We start from the raw sequence: 15,649 nt of genomic DNA, 5'->3' as shown, positions 1-15,649 counted from the left end.
ACGTCATTTGTCGCGTTCGATGCGAGTCGTTGCGCCGGAAAGCGGCGGCCTGCTTGCAGCAGGCGTGAGCGCTGACGAGACTGGGACCCGCGCGCACGGCGGGGACGAAGGGGTCGGCGTGACGGTGGAGACGACGGAGCAGGACGGCCGGTGCCCGGAGTGCGGCAGGCCGGCCGGTGACGCGGGCTCCTTCGACGACGCCCGGCGCGGCCAGCGCAGGCTCGCGGCGATCGCCAGGGCCGCCTCCAGCGTCGCCGACGCGGCGTCACTCAGCGTGACGCTCGACGTGGTGGCCAGGGAGGTCATGCAGGCCACGCACATCGCGGCCGTGCAGATCCTGCGGGTCGAGGGCGGGCTGATGCGCGTTGTCGGCAAGGCCGGGTTCACCGACGCCGAGGACTTCGCCGAGCGGCTGGAACAGTGCAGGCGGCTCGGCGCGCGCATGATGTTCGTCGAGGCCTTCCGCACCCGCAGCCGCATCGTCGTGCCCCACCGCAAGGCCGCCGTGCTCGCCGACCCGGCGTGGGCGCCGCTGCACGACATCATGGGCGGGCCCGAGTGGGACAGCTTCGTCGCCGTGCCGCTCGTGGTGCGCGGCAGGGCGGTGGGCGTGCTCAACGCCTACTACTCGCCCGGCGAGGACCCGGGCCCCGAGACGCTCGACTTCCTGGACGCGATGGCCGACCAGGCGGCGATGGCCGTCGACTCGGCCGACCTGCTGGCCCGCTCGCGGCACGACGCACAGGTCGAGGAACGCGCCCGGCTGGCCCGCGAGCTGCACGACTCCGTGGTGCAGCAGGTGTTCTCGATGCGCATGCAGGCCAAGGCGCTGCGGGCCCAGGTGGACGCGGGACTCGGCGGCGGCCCGGACGGCGTGGGCGCCGTGGCCGACGAGCTGCTGGAGCTGGCGCAGAACGCGCTCGCGGACCTGCGCGGCCTCGTGCTGCAGCTGCACCCCACCGAGCTGGTCGGCCGCGGCCTGGCGTCCGCGGTGCGCACCCACGCCGAGTCGGTGCACGCCGCCACCGGCCTGCACGTGGAGGTCGAGGCCGGACAGCTGCCGGAGCTGCCGACCGAGCTGGCCGAGGATCTCTACCGGATCACGCAGGAGGCGCTGCACAACGTGGTCAAGCACGCGCAGGCCTCCTCGGCGGTGGTGCGGCTCGACCGGGGCGACGACCGGGTGCCGGGGTGGCTGCTGCTGGAGGTATGCGACGACGGCGTGGGACTCGGCCGCCCGGCGGGGACGGACGCGGGCTGCTCCGGTGGCATCGGCCTGGTCTCGATGCGCGAGCGGGCCGAACGCTGGGGCGGCACCCTGGAGGTCGGCGGCGCCCGGCGCGGGACGCGGGTGCGCGCCCGGATCCCGGTGACCCCGCTGGAGGCGGCCTCGTGAACGGGCAGGCGCCGGATGGCGGCATCGGGGTGCTCGTCGTCGACGACCATGCCGTCGTGCGCCGCGGCCTGACCGCGTTCCTGGACACGATGCCCGGCATTCACGTGGTCGGCGAGGCCTCCGACGGCGCCGACGCGCTCGACCGGCTCGCCAGGCTGGCCGCCGAGCTGCGGCTGCCGCAGGTGGTGCTCATGGACATGCTCATGCCCCGCATGGACGGCATCACCGCGATCGGCGCGGTGCGGGAGCGCCATCCCGGGCTGGCGGTCGTGGTGCTCACCAGTTTCGGCGAGACCGAGCGCGTGCAGTCCGCGCTGCGGGCGGGTGCGGCCGGTTACCTGCTCAAGGACGCGGAACCGGACGAGATCGCCGCGGCCGTGCGCGCGGCGGCGCGCGGCGAGGTACACCTCGACCCGGCGGTGGCGGGGCGGCTCGCCCGCCAGCTCTCCTCCCCCGCCAGCGGGCTCGCGGCACTGACCACCCGCGAGCGCTCCATTCTGGTGCTGGTGGCCGAGGGCATGTCCAACCGGCAGATCGCCGGTGAGCTCGGCATCAGCGAGCGGACCGCCCGCACCCACGTCAGCCACGTGCTGGCCAAGCTGGGGCTGTCGTCGCGGACGCAGGCGGCACTCGTCGCGGTCAGGGAGGGGCTGCTGCCTCCCGTCACGTGAGTTCCATGCCGAGCCAGCGCTGCGCGTTGCGGTGGCTGATGTTCTCCAGCGCCTCGCCGGCGAGCTCCAGCGACAGCAGCGTGCGCGCGGCCGGCACCTCCCGCGGCATCGCCGGGAAGTCGGAGCCGATGAGCAGCCGGTCGTCGCCGAGCAGGTCGATCACGTAGCGCAGGGCGCGCCGGTCGAACACCATCGTGTCGTAGTAGAAGCGGCGGGCGTAGTCCAGCGGGGACGGCCCGTCGGTGTGGGCGACGGCGCGCTCCGGCACCGGGGGTTCCTCGTTCCAGGTGCCGCTCCAGAAGTACTGGGCGCGCGGCACCATGAGCGGGAAGCCGCCCGCGGCGTGGCTGAACGACACTCGCAGGTCCGGGCACTTGTCGGCGGTGCCGCCGAGGATGAGCGACGACGCCGCGAGCGCGCCCTCGATGCCGACCACGTAGGTGCCCATGGCGGAGGCGGGCAGCCGGTCCATCTGTACCGGCATGGCGTGCACGAAGATCGCCAGCCCGAGCCGCTCCGCCTCGGCGAAGAACGGCAGGAAACGCTCGTCGCCGATCGAGACACCGAGCACGTTGGAGGCGATCTCGACGCCGCGCAGCCCGGCGTCGCGGATCGCGGCGAGCTCCGCGGTGGCGGCGTCGACGTCCTGCATCGGCACCATGCCGAAACCGATGAGCCTGGACGGGTCGGTGGCGCACAGGGTGGCGGTGAACTCGTTGACGTGCCGGGCCAGCGACAGCCCGTCGCCCGCGGGCAGGTCGTAGCGCAGCAGCGGCGGCATGGGAGTGAGCACCTCGGTGTCCACACCCGACGCCGCGGCCTGCTCGATCCGCCGCTCGGCGTCGAAGAAGACGTCCTTGGCGCGGAAGCGCACGCTGCCGAACAGCAGTGTCCTTGCGGTGTCGCCGTCGACGGCCTCCATGCGCGGGAAGCACTCCGGCGCATCGGCGGGGTAGTCGCGGGGCAGCAGGTGGGCGTGGGTGTCCACGAGCACGGCGGGAGGCCTCCTCCGGTCGGCGGCGGTCAGGAACGGTCAGGAGTTCGGGTGGACGGACACGTGCACGGCCTGTTCGCCCGGCACCTCGCCGGCGAGCACCTCCATCGCGTGCGCGGTGTCGTCGAGGCCGAAGGTGTGGGTGTGCAGTTTCTCCAGCGGGAAGCGCCGCGACTCGATGATGGAGATGGCCTGGGCGTAGGCGGTCGCGTCCACGCCGAACGCGCCGACGACGGTGAGCGCCCTGTTGATCATGAGATCGGTCTGGAGCGGGACCTGCTTGCCGCCCTTGAGCCCGGCGAGCACGACGCGGCCGCCGTGCCGTGCGGCGAGCAGCGCGTCGGTGACCGGTGCCGTGGCCATGGGCGTCAGTTCCAATACCACGTCGGCCATGGCGCCGCCGGTGATGTCACCGACCCGCTCGACGGTGTCCTCGGCGTCGTCGCCGTCGACGACGATCGTGTGGTCGGCCCCGAACTCGCGGGCCAGCGCCAGCTTGTGCCGGTCGGCCTCCAGCCCGGTGACGATGACGGTGCCCGCACCCGCGCAGCGGGCGGCGATCACGCAGGCGAGCCCGCGCTGACCGGCGCCGAGCACGACCACGGTGTCACCGAGCCGGACGCCGCCGAGGTGGCAGGCCCAGCGCACGCCCGCGCCGAGCGGGTTGAACATGGCCGCCAGCTCGGCGGGCAGGGTGCGGTCGACCGGGTGCAGGACCGCGCCCGGCGACAGGTACAGGTACTCGGCGAGCCCGCCCCAGATGCCCGGCTCGACGTCGACCGGGGTCACGCCGTGGCCCACCGTCCGATTCGGACACGACTGGTAGCGGCCGGTGAGGCACGCGTGGCAGGAGCGGCACGGCACGATCACCTCCAGCGCCACCCGGTCGCCCGGTTTGACGCCCCAGCGTTCGGCGGCGCGGTCGCCGATCTCCTCGATGACGCCGAGTGGTTCGTGCCCTGGCACGAACGGCGGCCCTCCGGCCCGCATGTGCCCCTTGTACATCTCGACGTCGCTGCCGCAGATGCCGTTGGCCTCCACCCGCAGCAGCCCGTCGTCCGGCCCGATCTTCGGCCGGGGGAACTCCCGGATCTCGATCCGGCGTGGCCCGGCCTGCACCGCCGCCCGCACTGTCTCCGCCACCGCGCCTCAGTCCTTTCCGCTCGTGCTGCTGGTGCCGCGACTACTCCGTGTGGCGGCGTTCATGCGGTGCCTCGCAGCGACACCGTCTTGACCTGGGTGTAGTTGAGTACGGCGTCGGCGCCCATCGTGCGGCCGAAGCCGCTGCGCTTGTAGCCGCCGAAGGGGCCGCCGATCAGCCCGGCCCCGAGCGCGGCGTTCACCGCGACCTGCCCGGCCTGCAACCCGCGGGACATGGTCACGGCCTTGCCGACGTCGGAGGTCCACACCGAGGCGACCAGGCCGTAGTCGGTGCCGTTGGCGACGGCCAGCGCCTCCTCCGGGCCGTCGACGGGGATCACCGACAGCACCGGGCCGAAGATCTCCTCCTGCGCGATGCGCATGCCGGGCTCGACCCGGTCGAACAGCGTGGCCTCGACGAAGAAGCCGTCGTCGAACCGCTCCCCCGACGGCACGCCGCCACCGACGACGAGTTCGGCGCCCTCCTGACGGCCCGCGTCGAGGTAGCCGAGCACCCGCTCGCGCTGCGTGGCGTTGATGAGCGGGCCCATCTGCACGTTCTCGTACCACGGACCGACCGTGACCGAGGCCAGTCCTTCGGCGAGACCCCGCACCACCTCGGCGTGCACGGAGCGGTCGACGACCACGCGCGAGCCCGCGGCACAGATCTGCCCGGTGTTGAGGGTGATGCCGCGGACGATGGCGGGAATGGCCGCGGCGAGGTCGGCGTCGGCGAGCACCACCTGCGGCGACTTGCCGCCGAGTTCGAGGTGCAGCGGGATGATCCGCTTGGCGCAGGCTTCCATCACGGCCGAGCCGGTGGCGGGCGAGCCCGTGAAGCTCATCCTGGCCACGCCGGGATGCGCCGGGATGGCCGCACCCGCCTCGGGGCCGTAGCCGGTGACGACGTTGACCACACCGGGCGGGATCCCGGCCTCCAGCGCCAGCCGGGCCAGCGCGAGCGGGGTCAGCGGAGCGTCCTCGGCGGGCTTGATCACGATGGTGTTGCCCGCCGCGATGGCGGCGCCGACGTCGTTGGCGAACATGGGACCCGGCGCGTTCCAGGGGATCACGCTGCCGACGACGCCGTAGGGCTCGCGCAGGGTCAGCCCCAGCACGTCCGGGCTGTGGGCGGGCAGGCTGAGCCCGCTGACCTTGTCGGCCTGTCCCGCGATGAACCGCAGCATGCCGGCCATGGGTGTGGGCCCCCAGTGCGGACGCCCGACCTCCTGCGACTCCAGCTGGTCCAGTTCGGACTCCCGCTCGTCGATGAGCGCGGCCCACCGGGTCAGCAACGCCGCCCGCGCCGACGGGCTGGTGTCGCGCCATGCCGGGAAGGCGGCGGTGGCGGCCGACACCGCCGCGTCCACGTCAGCGGCGGTGCCGCGGGGCACGCGCGCCAGCACCTGGCCGGTCGCGGGGTTGAGCACCTCGATCACCTCGCCGCTCGCGGCCGGCACCCAGTCGCCTCCGATGAGGTGGGCGTTGTCCGCGGGCAACACCGGTGGCGGTCCGGGAGGGGCGAGCGTCATGGGTCATCTCCTCGCTGTCGGGCCGGCGCGTCGTCGGGCGGCCGGCGGCGGGCGCCGTGGCAGCTCCACGATGCCCAGGGAGGAGACGTCGCGGCGACCGTGCTTCCGCAGCACAGAAAGAAACGGTGCGCAACGGCACCGGCGACCGCGACATCTGTCGCGGGCCGGGCCGCGAGTCCTGCGTTCCGGGCCGCGAGTCCTGCGTTCCGCGCCGCGAGCTCTGCGTTCCCGTGCGGGGTGCCGGTCAGGGGCGGCGGTCCGCGAGGACACAGAACTCGTTGCCCTCGGGGTCGGCGAGTACGACCCAGCTCGCGGTGCCCTGGCCGACGTCGACGCGCTGGGCACCGAGGTCGAGGAGGCGACGCACCTCGTCGTCGGGGTCCCTGTCGGTCGGGTTGACGTCGATGTGGAGCCTGTTCTTGGCGGTCTTGCCCTCGGGCACCCGCGCGAACGTCAACGTCGGTGGCACCGGGCCGGGGCGCTTGCCGCCTTCCGGGACCGCGGGGGAGCCGATCGTGACAACACCGTCGTCGTCGCCCTGCACCTCGTAGTCCAGGACCGCGCACCAGAATCGCGCCAGAGCGTGAGGATCGGCGCAGTCGATCGCAAGCTCGGTGAACTTACTGGCCATGTCAGGATCTCCCAGCCGGAAGCGGGGTCGGGCAAGGCCCCACAGTAAGCGGTGCCGGATCACGGCGACCGCGGCCGCGTGAGCGGGGCCGGACCGGCGTCGAGCAGGTGCGCGAGATCCGCGCCGCGCCACCGCGCCCACGGGGTCGCCGGGGCGTGGCGTCATCGAGAACGGCCGCCGCGGCCTCGGAGCGAGCCGCTCAGAACGTGCCGCAGTTGCTCGGAGCGGGCAGCCCCTGGATGCGGCCCTCCAGCCACGCGAACGCGATCGGGACGGAGGCGGCGTAGCCGCCGACGTGGCTCGGCGTCGCCAGGGTCCGGAACCGCACCGTGGCACCGTCGGCACACCACGCGCGGGCCATGGCGCGGCCCTGGGCGTAGGGGACGATGTCGTCGGTCGCGCTGTGGGTGACGAGCACGGGCGCCTGGGGAGCCAGGGTGCCGATCCGCTGCTGCTCCACCACGGAGGCGTAGGGCTCCTCGCCGAGGTAGGCGGTGATCGGCCTGCCGTCCCGGGTGAGGTCCCTCGTGCGCGTGAAGGCGTGGTTGACGAGCGCGTCGGCCGTGCACTCGTTCTCCACCTGCTCCTGCAGGCCCCTGCCCCTGTCGTTGAGCACGGCGGCGATGTCCAGCTCGGGATAGGCGTCGTTCATGCTCGCCACGGCGAAGAGCAGGAAGCCCACCGCGGAGTGCCCGTCGAGACGACCGGCGACGGCCGCAAGGTCCGCGGGCGGAGCGCCCGCGTAGGCGCCCTTGAGCTTCAGCTCCGGCGCGTAGGCGGGCTGCAGCTCCGCCGCGGCCGCCGAGGCGCCACCGCCCTGCGAGTAGCCCGCGATGGCGACCGGGCCCGCATCGGGCAGAGCGGCCTCGGGCAGGCGCTGCGCGGCGCGGATCGCGTCGAGCACGGCATGCGCCTCGGCCTTGCGGTTGACGTAGGTGTGCACGCCCGGCGTGCCGAGACCCTCGTAGTCGGTCACCACGACGCCGTAGCCGCGCGCCAGCAGGCCGGAGAGGAACGGCCCCTCGTACTCCGTGCCCATGGCCATCGCCTTCGACGGCGCGCACCGGTCACCGACGCCCTGGGTGCCCGCCGCGTAGCCGATGATGGGACGCTCGCCCGCGCCGGTCCAGGGCACCGTGGGGGTGAGCACGGTGCCGGTGACGGCCACGGGCTCGCCGTGCGTGTCGGTGCTGCGGTACATGATGCGCCGCGCGCTCGCGGGAGCCGCAACGAGCTTGGCCGGGTCGAGGAAGAACCGCGTTGGTTCGTGCCGGATGATGTCGCCGTTGTCGCCCGCAGGCAGGGGCGAGGGCGGGAGATAGAAGTCGGTCGCGCCGGCCGGTGCGGCTCCGACGGTCAGCGAGAGCAGACCGATGATGGACACGAGCAGGGCGGTGAGCCGCCGGTGGTGCGGACGCATCATGCTCCCCGGTGAGCCAATTTCCGACATCGTTGTCGGAAAAAGGATCGAGGTGAGGTCGTACAGATGTCAACCCCTCGGCAGCGTGGTCCCGGGCGGCCGCGGCGGGTGCCCGTGGAGGAGCAGCGGGCGCTCGTGCTGCGTGCCGCGCGGCGGGCCTTCGCCGACCAGGGCCTGCAGGGCGCGACGATCGAGCAGATCGCCCGGGGCGCCGGACTCACGCGGCAGGCCGTCTACGAGCAGTTCGGCGACAAGACCGCGCTGTTCGCTCAGACGGTCGCCGAGCTCGAGGAGCTGGCCTTCCGCACCATCGCGGCCCGCGGCAGCGGCGACGCCGACCTGGGCCTGCGCTCGTGGGCCCGGAAGAACTACGCCAGCATGTTCGACTTCGTCGCCGCCCACCCGGAGGCGCTGCCGGTGCTGCAGGAGGCCGAGCGGGCCGGCATCCCGGCGCTGACGCGGCTGCGCTCCCGGCTCGCGGAGGTCTACACGGCCGCCAGCCGCGAGCGGTGGGCCACACACGGCATCGAGTCCGGCCGCGCCGACACCGCGCTGGTGGCGATGTACTTCGCGATGACCGAGGCGCTGGTGAACCTGTCCTGGCCCGGTGCCGCGCCCGACCGCGAAGCGGTGATCGACCTGCTCACCGAGTTCACCGTCGGCGGCATCGCGCGGCTCTACAGTCACCGCCCCGACGTGCTCGCCCGGCTGCGCTGAGCGTGCCCCGGCCCCTAGCTCGCCGTGTGGGTGGCGGAGCTGCGGTAGTCGGTGTAGGTGTACGGGTTGTCGAGCACCTTGGTCTCCGGGATCTGCGGGTTCATCCCGTCCCGCCACGCCTGCTCCCCCATCGACGAGCGCAGGTGGTCGATCGTCTGCTCGACCTCGCGGCGCACGGCGGCCAGGTCGACGCCGAGCAGCCGGTGGTCGTGCTTGACGACCTTGCCGTCGACCAGCACGGTGTGCACGTCCGCCCGCTGGGCCTGGAACGCCACGTGCCCGAACGGGTTGAGCACCGGGAACGACACCGGCGAGTGCTCGTTCTTGAGCAGCACCACGTCGGCCTTCCTGCCGGGCTCCACGCTGCCCAGGTCACCGTCCCTGCCGAGGGCGCGAGCGCCGCCCCGCGTCGCCCAGTCCACGACCTGCTCCGCGCGCAGCGCGCAGTGCGTCACGGTGTCGCCGCAGTTGTGCGCCTCCAGGTGTTCCCGGGACCGGTCGGCGCCCAGCGTGGCCCGCATGGCCGAGAACAGGTCGCCGCTCCACCACACGCTCGTGTCCATCGACAACGACACCGGGATTCCGTGGGCCCGGATGGCCCAGGTGGGCGGGTAGCCCTGCCCTGCGCTCTGCTCGCTCTCGGTGGAGACCGAGATGGACCCGCCCGTCGCGGCGATGCGGTGGTAGGAGTCGGCAGAGAGGGAGGCGGCGTGCACGTAGATCGTCTCGGGGGTCATGAAGCCGTGCTCGTGCATCAGCCGGATGCCGTCGTCGCTCGTGGCGCCCCACACGCCGGCGTGCGTGGTGACCGCGACACCGAGGTCGCGCGCCACCTCGAAGGCGGGCTTCTCCGGGAACTCCGGGTCGCCGGTGACGTCGAAGGCGAGCTGGAAGCCGAGCATGTCGTCGCCGGTGATGCGGCGCCGCACGAAGTCGCGGAACTCCGGCGCCGCGGTCCACTCGGCGGGCGCGGCCTGGATGTTGCCGTAGGCGAGGACGTGACGGCCGGGCACGGACCGCAGGGCGTCGACGGCGGCGTCGGCATGGTCGACGGTCTGCAGACCGTGCGACCAGTCGACCACCGTCGTGACCCCGGCGTCGAGCGCCTCGACGGCGGCGAGGACGTTGCCCGCATGGATGTCCTCCGGCCGGAACAGCCTGCCGTGGTCGAGGTAGTACCAGACGAAGTACTGCGTGAGCGTCCAGTCGGCGCCGTAGCCGCGCATCGCGGTCTGCCACATGTGCCGATGAGTGTCGATCATGCCCGGCAGGACGATGCCGTCGGTCGCGTCGATCACCGCGGCGCCGTCGGGAACCGCCAGGTCACGTCCCACGGCGGCGATCCGGTCGTCCACGACGAGCACGTCGGTGTTGCCGAGCACCTGGTGGGTGCCGTCCATCGGCAGGACGGTGCCGCCCCGCAACACCACCGGCTGCCCTGGCCTGAACTCGGCTCGCTCGTTCATCGATGAACTCCTCACTCGGCCGCATCGCCCGGCGGACGATAGCGAACACAAGTCCGCTGTACGGTCATCGCCTCGCCGCATACTTTCGACCCCGCCCGATCCGTTGTCAACCCGCCCCTTCTGTGGAGCGCCGATTATCGGACGGCCGTCCGGCGGGCTACGCTGCGGCCATGCGTCGAGACGGCAATCCCGAGTTCATCGAGGCACTGGCCAGGGGTCTCGATGTGCTGCGCTGCTTCCGGCCCGGCCACGCGACCATGACACTCAGCGAGGTCGCCACGGCGACGGGGCTGGCCAGGCCCACGGCCCGCCGTATCCTCATCACCCTGGAGCAGCTGGGCTACGTGCGCAGCGCCGACGGCGCGTTCTCCCTCACCCCGCGGGTGCTGGAGCTGGGGATGGCCTACATCGGCTCCGCCGACTTCTGGGACCTGGCCCGGCCGCATCTGCGGGACCTGGTGCGCGAGACCGGCGAGTCGTGCTCGATCGCCCAGCTCGACGGCTCCGACATCGTCTACGTCGCCCGCGTCGCGGTACCGAAGCTGGTGACGCTGACGGTGACGATCGGCACCCGCTTCCCCGCGCTGCAGACCTCGCTCGGCAAAGTCCTGCTCGCGGCGCTGCCGCCCGGCGAACTGGACCGGGTGCTGGCCGAACCCAGCCGGTCGGGACTGACGCCCCGCTGGCAGCCGGAGCGCGACGAGATCGACGCCGTGCTCCGCGACGTCCGCGCCAAGGGCTGGGCCGCGACCGACCAGGAGCTGGCGCTCGGCATCCGTTCGGTGGCCGCCCCGATCCGCGACGGCGACGGCCGGGTGGTGGCGGCCGTCAACGTCAACGCCCACGCGGCCGAGACGGACATGGACCGACTCACCGGCCGGCACCTGCCGCTGCTGCTGCACGCCGCGAGCGCGATCGGGGCCGACTGGGACGCCTGGCGCGCGCGCCCCATCGAGACCGTCGCCACCCACTGAGAGCTCCCGGTCAGGCCCGCGCCCGCAGCACCCGCGCCCGCGCGGCCAGCGGAACGCCCGCGGCGAGCAGTCCCACGGCGAGTGCCGCGGCGCCCCACACCGGACCCGCCAGCCCCGAAAGGCCGAGGGCCGCGTCGAGCGACCAGGAGCCCGGCCCGGTGACGGCGAGGACGACAGCCAGCGCGCCGTAGCAGAACGGCACCTCGCAGCCCCCCTGCTGCGCCCAGAACCCGTTGCCCGCGGTGGCGGCCGCCGCGACGGCCATCGTCCCGATCACCAGCGCGCAGCCGCCCGGGGTGAGCAGGCCGGTGGCGATCGAGGCCGCGCCGGCCAGTTCGGTCAGCGCGGCCAGCACGACCAGGCGCGAGCCGGGGACGAAGCCCCACCGCTCGAACACGGCGGCGGTGCCCGCGATGCCCGCCCCGCCGAACCAGCCGAGCAGCTTCTGCGTGCCGTGCCCGAACAGCAGCGCGGCCAGCAACAGCCGCAGCACCAGCAGTCCGAGGTCCATGAGCGCCCTCCGATCACGGTGAGCAAGGGACCTTTACTCCCGGAAAACGAGAGTAAAGGTCCCTCGCTCCTGCGCGGACAGTCGTCCGGCAAGCGGTCGGTCCAGTGTGGGCAGCCGCGGCAGGCCGGTCAAGACCCGCCCGCGCCCCGCGGGCCGAACGCCGTGAGGAACCGGTCGCGGAAGGCGTCCATCCGCCAGACCGGGGCGTCCGGGCCCGGCTCGAGCCCGTCGTGCCAGCCCCAGCCGCCGAGTCGTTCGAACACCCGCGGGTCCCTGGCGATCACGCTGACCGGCACGTCCCTGCTGCCGGGCTCACCGGTGACCAGCGGCGAGGGCTGGTGGTCACCGAGCACCACCAGCACGAGGTCGTCGTCGCCATGGGCCTCCACATAGGACACCAGGGTGGTCAGGGAGTACTCGAGGGCCTTCCGGTAGTCGTCGCGCACCCGGGAGGTCTCCCGCGACGAGATGGCGTCCGGATGCGCGCCGGGCCCGGCCATGCTCGCGAACACCGAGCCGTCGCCCAGCTCCTCCCAGCCGACCAGCCGGGGCAGCGGCGACCAGGGCGCGTGGCTCGACAGCAGGGGAATCTCGGCCATCACGGGGGCACGGTCGGCCCGGGCGCGTTCGAGCCGTTCGAACGCGGCGAGCGTGAACTGGTCGGGCATCGTGGCCCAGCTGAACCGCGGCCCCCGGTAGCCGAGGTCGTCGGCGCCGTAGACGCGGTCGTAGCCGTAGAACCGGCCTTCGGGCCACGCCCGCGTGAGCCCGGGCATCACGCCGACCGTGCGCCATCCCGCGCGGCGGAAGGCGCGGTTGAGGGTGAACCGGTCGCTGTTGAGCAGTGTGCGGTAGCGCTGTTCGTTGTCCACCCACAGTCCCGACAGCAGCGTGGCGTGGGCGAGCCAGCTGCCGCCGCCCAGGGTCGGCGAGGTCAGATACGCGCTGCGCGAGCCGAACCCGGCCGCGCGCAGCCGGGCGCCGCCCGCGGCGAGCACCGCGCCGATGTCCGGTGCGAACTGCGGGTCCTCCACGGCGTCGCGCCCGTAGCTCTCGACGAAGGCCACGACGACGTCCTTGCCACGCAGGCCGGTGAGCAACTGCGCGCCCGGCGTGGCGCGGAAGTCGTCGACGGCGGCCTCCTGCGCGAACCTCTCGCCGTCACGCAGGCTCGCGCCGAACTGCCGGGCGTGGTCGTAGGCCAGGTCGGCGGCGCTGCCGGAGGCGACCGGCACGCCGGGTGTGAGCTCCACGCTCAGCACCGCGCACACCAGCCACACCACCCCCGCCGCACCGGTGAGCCGCAGCGTCGTGCTCCGGCGGGTCACCGCCACGCGCGTCAGGCGCAGCACGGACAGCGGGACACACACGAGCACCGCCACGGCGAGCAGGCCCGCGGCGGCGGTGATGCCGAGGGCGCCGCCACCGCCGAGCGAGGCGGTCAGGAACTCGCCGGCCCGGCCGAACATGCCCCAGTCGAAGACCGGATCGAAGGGCCTGGCGAGCACGGCGTGGAAGCCCCAGTCGACGAGCCGCAGCACCGCGAGCCCACCGAGCGCTACGCCGGCCAGCGCGGCGGTCACCCGCCGGGGGCGGGCGGGCAGGACGACGAGGACCGCGACGCCGACCAGCGCCTCGACCGGGATCCGCGCGAACGCGGCCGGGCCGAGGTTGCCGGTGCCGTTCGGCGCGACCAGCGCGACGAACACGACAACACCCGCCAGCGCCGTCGCGACCCGGGCCCGCGCCCGGCGCGGGCGGCCGCCGGGGGCGCCGTCCTCGGCGCCCCCGGCGTCCCGGGCATCGCGGGCGCTCTGGTCGTCGCGGACCTCGGTCGTCATGCTCGCTACACGGGCCGGCGGCGGAGCCGGTTCATCCGCGGCGGCGACGTCCGCGGTGGACGTTCACTCCCCGGCGATCCCGGCGTGCCGCTCCAGCCGGTCGAGGCGGTCGAGCACGGGACGCAGCTGGTCGCGGACCGCCGTGGCCAGCATCGTGGCCACCTCCGGCTGACCTGCGCTCTGCGCCCGCAGGTGCGTGTAGCCGCTCAGTGCGGCGACGACGGCGCGCCGGGTTCCCTTGGCGTCCACGCCGAGGGCGCGCAGCACCTGGCCCGCCGTGCCGTCGGGCTCGCCCACCAGGCCGAGCAGCAGGTGCTCGCAGCCGACGTAGTTGTGGCCGAGTGCGAGCGCCTCGGTGACGGTGAGCTCCAGGACGTTGGCGGCGGGGCCGCTGAAGCGCGCCGCGCGAGGCCGCTCCCCCGGCGGCGTCTCCGGCACGGGCGCGGCGGCGAGTGCGCGCTCCACGTGGTCCGGCTCGACCTCGAGGGCCGCCAGCACGCGCAGGGCCAGGTTGGCGCCTTCGGCGAGGATGCCGTGCAGGACGTGCTCGGTGCCGACCTCGGGGGCACCGTCGGCCCGGGCCCGCTCGACGGCGAGCCGGATGACCGCGCGGGTGCGGTCGGTGAACTGCGAAAGCCGCGCCGTCGGATCGTCCGACTCGACGTCGCCGAGGACGGTCGCGCGGATGGCGCTCACCCGGCGCACCGACTGCTCCAGTGCTCGCTGGCAGATCGCCGACACCGGCACGCCGGTGGCCCGCACCCCCTCGGCCAGCTCGTCCGGCAGGTACACGTTGATCTTCGGCATCGCGACCGTTCCCCTTCCCCCAGCACCACGTCGACTGTACCCCCATATATAACCACACACGGGGGTACAGCCAACGTGGTCACTTCGCCACGAGCCGGCGCTCCGCGTCGGTGACCCGGTGGGTGAGCGCGGCGGTGTGGGCCAGCAGGATCGCCACCAGGGCCAGCACGGTCATCCCGGCCAGGTACCCACCGATCAGCAGCGAGTTCCGCGTCCCGGCATAGAGCGCCGTCGCCACGATCGGCGCCAGCGAGCCGCCCACGATGCTGCCGAACTGGTAGCCCAGCGACGACCCGCTGTAGCGCAGGTTCGTCGGGAACAGGTCACTCATCACCGCGGGCAGCGGCGCGTACTGCGCCGTGTTGGCCACCATGGCGAACCCGCACGCCACCACGGCGAGCAGCACGACACCCGTGTCGAACAGCGGGAAGAACGCCAGCGCCGCCACGACCTGCACCAGCGAGCCGACGACCATCGTGCGGCGGCGGCCCCAGCGGTCGGCGGCGTCGGCCAGCACGAGCGTGGACACGAACTGCAGGGCGCTGATGACGATGATCACCACCAGCAGCGCGTCGCGTGAGTACCCGACGTGCTCGGTGCCGTAGGACAGGATGAACGTGAGCACGGTGTAGCCGATGGCGGGCGAGGCGGCGGTGGCGAAGATCGCGACCAGCACCCCGGCCGGGTAGCGGCGCAGCACCTGCACCAGCGGCACCCTCGCGGTGGCCCGGCGCGCGGCGGCCTGCGCGAACAGCGGGCTCTCGGTCAGTGTCCGCCGGACCACCAGCCCGAACACGACGAGCACGATGCTCGCGACGAAACCGATGCGCCAGCCCCATGCGGTGAACGCGGGGCCGGTCGTGGCCGACAGCACGAGCATCATCAGGTTGGCGAGGATCGCGCCCGCCGGGACACCGAGCTGCGTCGACGAGCCGTACAGCGTGCGCCGCTTCGGCGGGGCGTGCTCGACGGCCATGAGCGCCGCCCCGCCCCACTCCGCGCCGACCGCAAGGCCCTGCAGCAACCGCAGCACGACGAGGATCACCGGCGCCGCGACGCCGATCTGCGCGTAGGTGGGCAGCAACCCGACCACCACGGTCGCCGAGCCCATCAGCAGCAGCGAGAGGATGAGGATGCGCTTGCGCCCGATCCGGTCGCCGAAATGCCCGGCGATCATCCCGCCCAGCGGCCGGGTCAGAAACCCCACGGCGAACGTGGCGAACGAACCGAGCTGGCTGAGCACCGGGTCGCCGGACGGGAAGAACTGCGGGCCGAAGACGAGCGCGGCCGCCGCGCCGTAGAGGAAGAAGTCGTACCACTCGATGGCCGTGCCGACGAAGCTGGCGACGGCCACCTTCCGCGCTTCGCGGGTGTTCCGGGGACCCGCGTGGTCCAAGGGCAGGTGCGTCATGGGGACCCACTCTCGTGTGAAACCGGACGAACTGGCTGGGTGAACAAACCAGGGCGTCCCGAGAGGGTCAACGCGGGTTCTCATTGGATGAGAGCAGCCACGACCGGCCACGCCTCCACTCTCGGCGCGGCGTCAGGT

The 15,649-nt window shown here is 73.3% G+C and carries 14 protein-coding genes; 4 read left to right on the top strand and 10 right to left on the bottom strand.

All coding sequences use genetic code 11. From position 1 onward, the window contains the following. Nucleotides 1–118: 118 nt before the first annotated feature. On the top strand, nt 119–1,396 hold the full coding sequence (locus BAY60_RS20925; protein ID WP_245992726.1) for a GAF domain-containing sensor histidine kinase: 1,278 nt from the start codon (nt 119–121) through the stop codon (nt 1,394–1,396). Next, nucleotides 1,393–2,067 (top strand): response regulator, encoded by a 675-nt coding sequence (locus BAY60_RS20920; RefSeq protein ID WP_245992725.1) that lies wholly within the window; start codon nt 1,393–1,395, stop codon nt 2,065–2,067. The genes BAY60_RS20925 and BAY60_RS20920 overlap by 4 nt, the downstream gene beginning before the upstream one ends. On the opposite strand, the gene BAY60_RS20915 is transcribed toward BAY60_RS20920, so the two are convergent. The 5 genes from BAY60_RS20915 to BAY60_RS20895 form a co-directional block, all read right to left on the bottom strand. After that, entirely contained in the window at nt 2,060–3,061 is a 1,002-nt protein-coding gene (locus BAY60_RS20915; protein ID WP_112282760.1) for an amidohydrolase family protein, read from the bottom strand. The two genes, BAY60_RS20920 and BAY60_RS20915, sit on opposite strands and share 8 nt — an antisense overlap. Before the next feature lie 39 nt (nt 3,062–3,100). Then, complete coding sequence (locus BAY60_RS20910; RefSeq protein WP_112282759.1) at nt 3,101–4,204, bottom strand: zinc-dependent alcohol dehydrogenase; 1,104 nt, start codon at nt 4,202–4,204, stop codon at nt 3,101–3,103. 59 nt (nt 4,205–4,263) lie between these two features. Next, nucleotides 4,264–5,733, bottom strand: coding sequence for an aldehyde dehydrogenase family protein (locus tag BAY60_RS20905; RefSeq protein WP_112282758.1), 1,470 nt, complete (start codon nt 5,731–5,733; stop codon nt 4,264–4,266). 244 nt (nt 5,734–5,977) lie between these two features. Continuing rightward, the gene (locus BAY60_RS20900) at nt 5,978–6,364 is read right to left on the bottom strand and encodes a VOC family protein (protein WP_112282757.1); all 387 of its coding nucleotides are present in this window, start codon (nt 6,362–6,364) and stop codon (nt 5,978–5,980) included. 199 nt (nt 6,365–6,563) lie between these two features. Further along, nucleotides 6,564–7,784, bottom strand: coding sequence for a lipase family protein (locus BAY60_RS20895; protein WP_112283496.1), 1,221 nt, complete (start codon nt 7,782–7,784; stop codon nt 6,564–6,566). A 66-nt stretch (nt 7,785–7,850) separates the two neighbouring features. On the opposite strand from BAY60_RS20895, the gene BAY60_RS20890 reads away from it, so the two are divergent. Continuing rightward, on the top strand, nt 7,851–8,501 hold the full coding sequence (locus BAY60_RS20890) for a TetR/AcrR family transcriptional regulator (RefSeq protein WP_112282756.1): 651 nt from the start codon (nt 7,851–7,853) through the stop codon (nt 8,499–8,501). Between the two features lie 14 nt (nt 8,502–8,515). Here BAY60_RS20890 and BAY60_RS20885 read toward each other — a convergent pair whose 3' ends face one another. Beyond that, nucleotides 8,516–9,967 (bottom strand): amidohydrolase family protein, encoded by a 1,452-nt coding sequence (locus BAY60_RS20885; RefSeq protein ID WP_112282755.1) that lies wholly within the window; start codon nt 9,965–9,967, stop codon nt 8,516–8,518. Between the two features lie 170 nt (nt 9,968–10,137). Between BAY60_RS20885 and BAY60_RS20880 the strand changes: the two genes are divergently transcribed. Next, nucleotides 10,138–10,941 carry an IclR family transcriptional regulator domain-containing protein gene (locus BAY60_RS20880; protein ID WP_112282754.1) on the top strand — a complete coding sequence of 268 codons (804 nt, stop codon included), beginning with the start codon at nt 10,138–10,140 and terminating at the stop codon, nt 10,939–10,941. A gap of 10 nt (nt 10,942–10,951) precedes the next feature. Here BAY60_RS20880 and BAY60_RS20875 read toward each other — a convergent pair whose 3' ends face one another. The 4 genes from BAY60_RS20875 to BAY60_RS20860 form a co-directional block, all read right to left on the bottom strand. Beyond that, entirely contained in the window at nt 10,952–11,452 is a 501-nt protein-coding gene (locus BAY60_RS20875; RefSeq protein WP_112282753.1) for a DoxX family protein, read from the bottom strand. Between the two features lie 128 nt (nt 11,453–11,580). Further along, the gene (locus BAY60_RS20870; RefSeq protein ID WP_245992724.1) at nt 11,581–13,293 is read right to left on the bottom strand and encodes an alkaline phosphatase family protein; all 1,713 of its coding nucleotides are present in this window, start codon (nt 13,291–13,293) and stop codon (nt 11,581–11,583) included. 63 nt (nt 13,294–13,356) lie between these two features. Then, nucleotides 13,357–14,100 (bottom strand): Clp protease N-terminal domain-containing protein, encoded by a 744-nt coding sequence (locus BAY60_RS20865; protein WP_112282752.1) that lies wholly within the window; start codon nt 14,098–14,100, stop codon nt 13,357–13,359. Between the two features lie 79 nt (nt 14,101–14,179). Continuing rightward, nucleotides 14,180–15,511 carry an MFS transporter gene (locus BAY60_RS20860; RefSeq protein WP_112282751.1) on the bottom strand — a complete coding sequence of 444 codons (1,332 nt, stop codon included), beginning with the start codon at nt 15,509–15,511 and terminating at the stop codon, nt 14,180–14,182. Nucleotides 15,512–15,649: the final 138 nt, after the last annotated feature.

Origin of the sequence: Prauserella muralis (genome assembly GCF_003202285.1) — a bacterium.
GTDB classification, from domain to species: Bacteria; Actinomycetota; Actinomycetes; order Mycobacteriales; family Pseudonocardiaceae; genus Prauserella_B; species Prauserella_B muralis.
Note: the sequence above shows the minus strand (reverse complement) of the source record. Positions and strands in the feature narration are given on the sequence as shown.

Bases quoted from the DNA above. Each gene is read 5' to 3' on its own strand.
- BAY60_RS20895 (WP_112283496.1), bottom strand. From the start codon at position 7,784: ATGCGTCCGCACCACCGGCGGCTCACCGCCCTGCTCGTGTCCATCATC.
- BAY60_RS20865 (WP_112282752.1), bottom strand. From the start codon at position 14,100: ATGCCGAAGATCAACGTGTACCTGCCGGACGAGCTGGCCGAGGGGGTG.
- BAY60_RS20905 (WP_112282758.1), bottom strand. From the start codon at position 5,733: ATGACGCTCGCCCCTCCCGGACCGCCACCGGTGTTGCCCGCGGACAAC.
- BAY60_RS20875 (WP_112282753.1), bottom strand. From the start codon at position 11,452: ATGGACCTCGGACTGCTGGTGCTGCGGCTGTTGCTGGCCGCGCTGCTG.
- BAY60_RS20870 (WP_245992724.1), bottom strand. From the start codon at position 13,293: ATGACGACCGAGGTCCGCGACGACCAGAGCGCCCGCGATGCCCGGGAC.
- BAY60_RS20890 (WP_112282756.1), top strand. From the start codon at position 7,851: ATGTCAACCCCTCGGCAGCGTGGTCCCGGGCGGCCGCGGCGGGTGCCC.
- BAY60_RS20880 (WP_112282754.1), top strand. From the start codon at position 10,138: ATGCGTCGAGACGGCAATCCCGAGTTCATCGAGGCACTGGCCAGGGGT.
- BAY60_RS20885 (WP_112282755.1), bottom strand. From the start codon at position 9,967: ATGAACGAGCGAGCCGAGTTCAGGCCAGGGCAGCCGGTGGTGTTGCGG.
- BAY60_RS20860 (WP_112282751.1), bottom strand. From the start codon at position 15,511: ATGACGCACCTGCCCTTGGACCACGCGGGTCCCCGGAACACCCGCGAA.
- BAY60_RS20900 (WP_112282757.1), bottom strand. From the start codon at position 6,364: ATGGCCAGTAAGTTCACCGAGCTTGCGATCGACTGCGCCGATCCTCAC.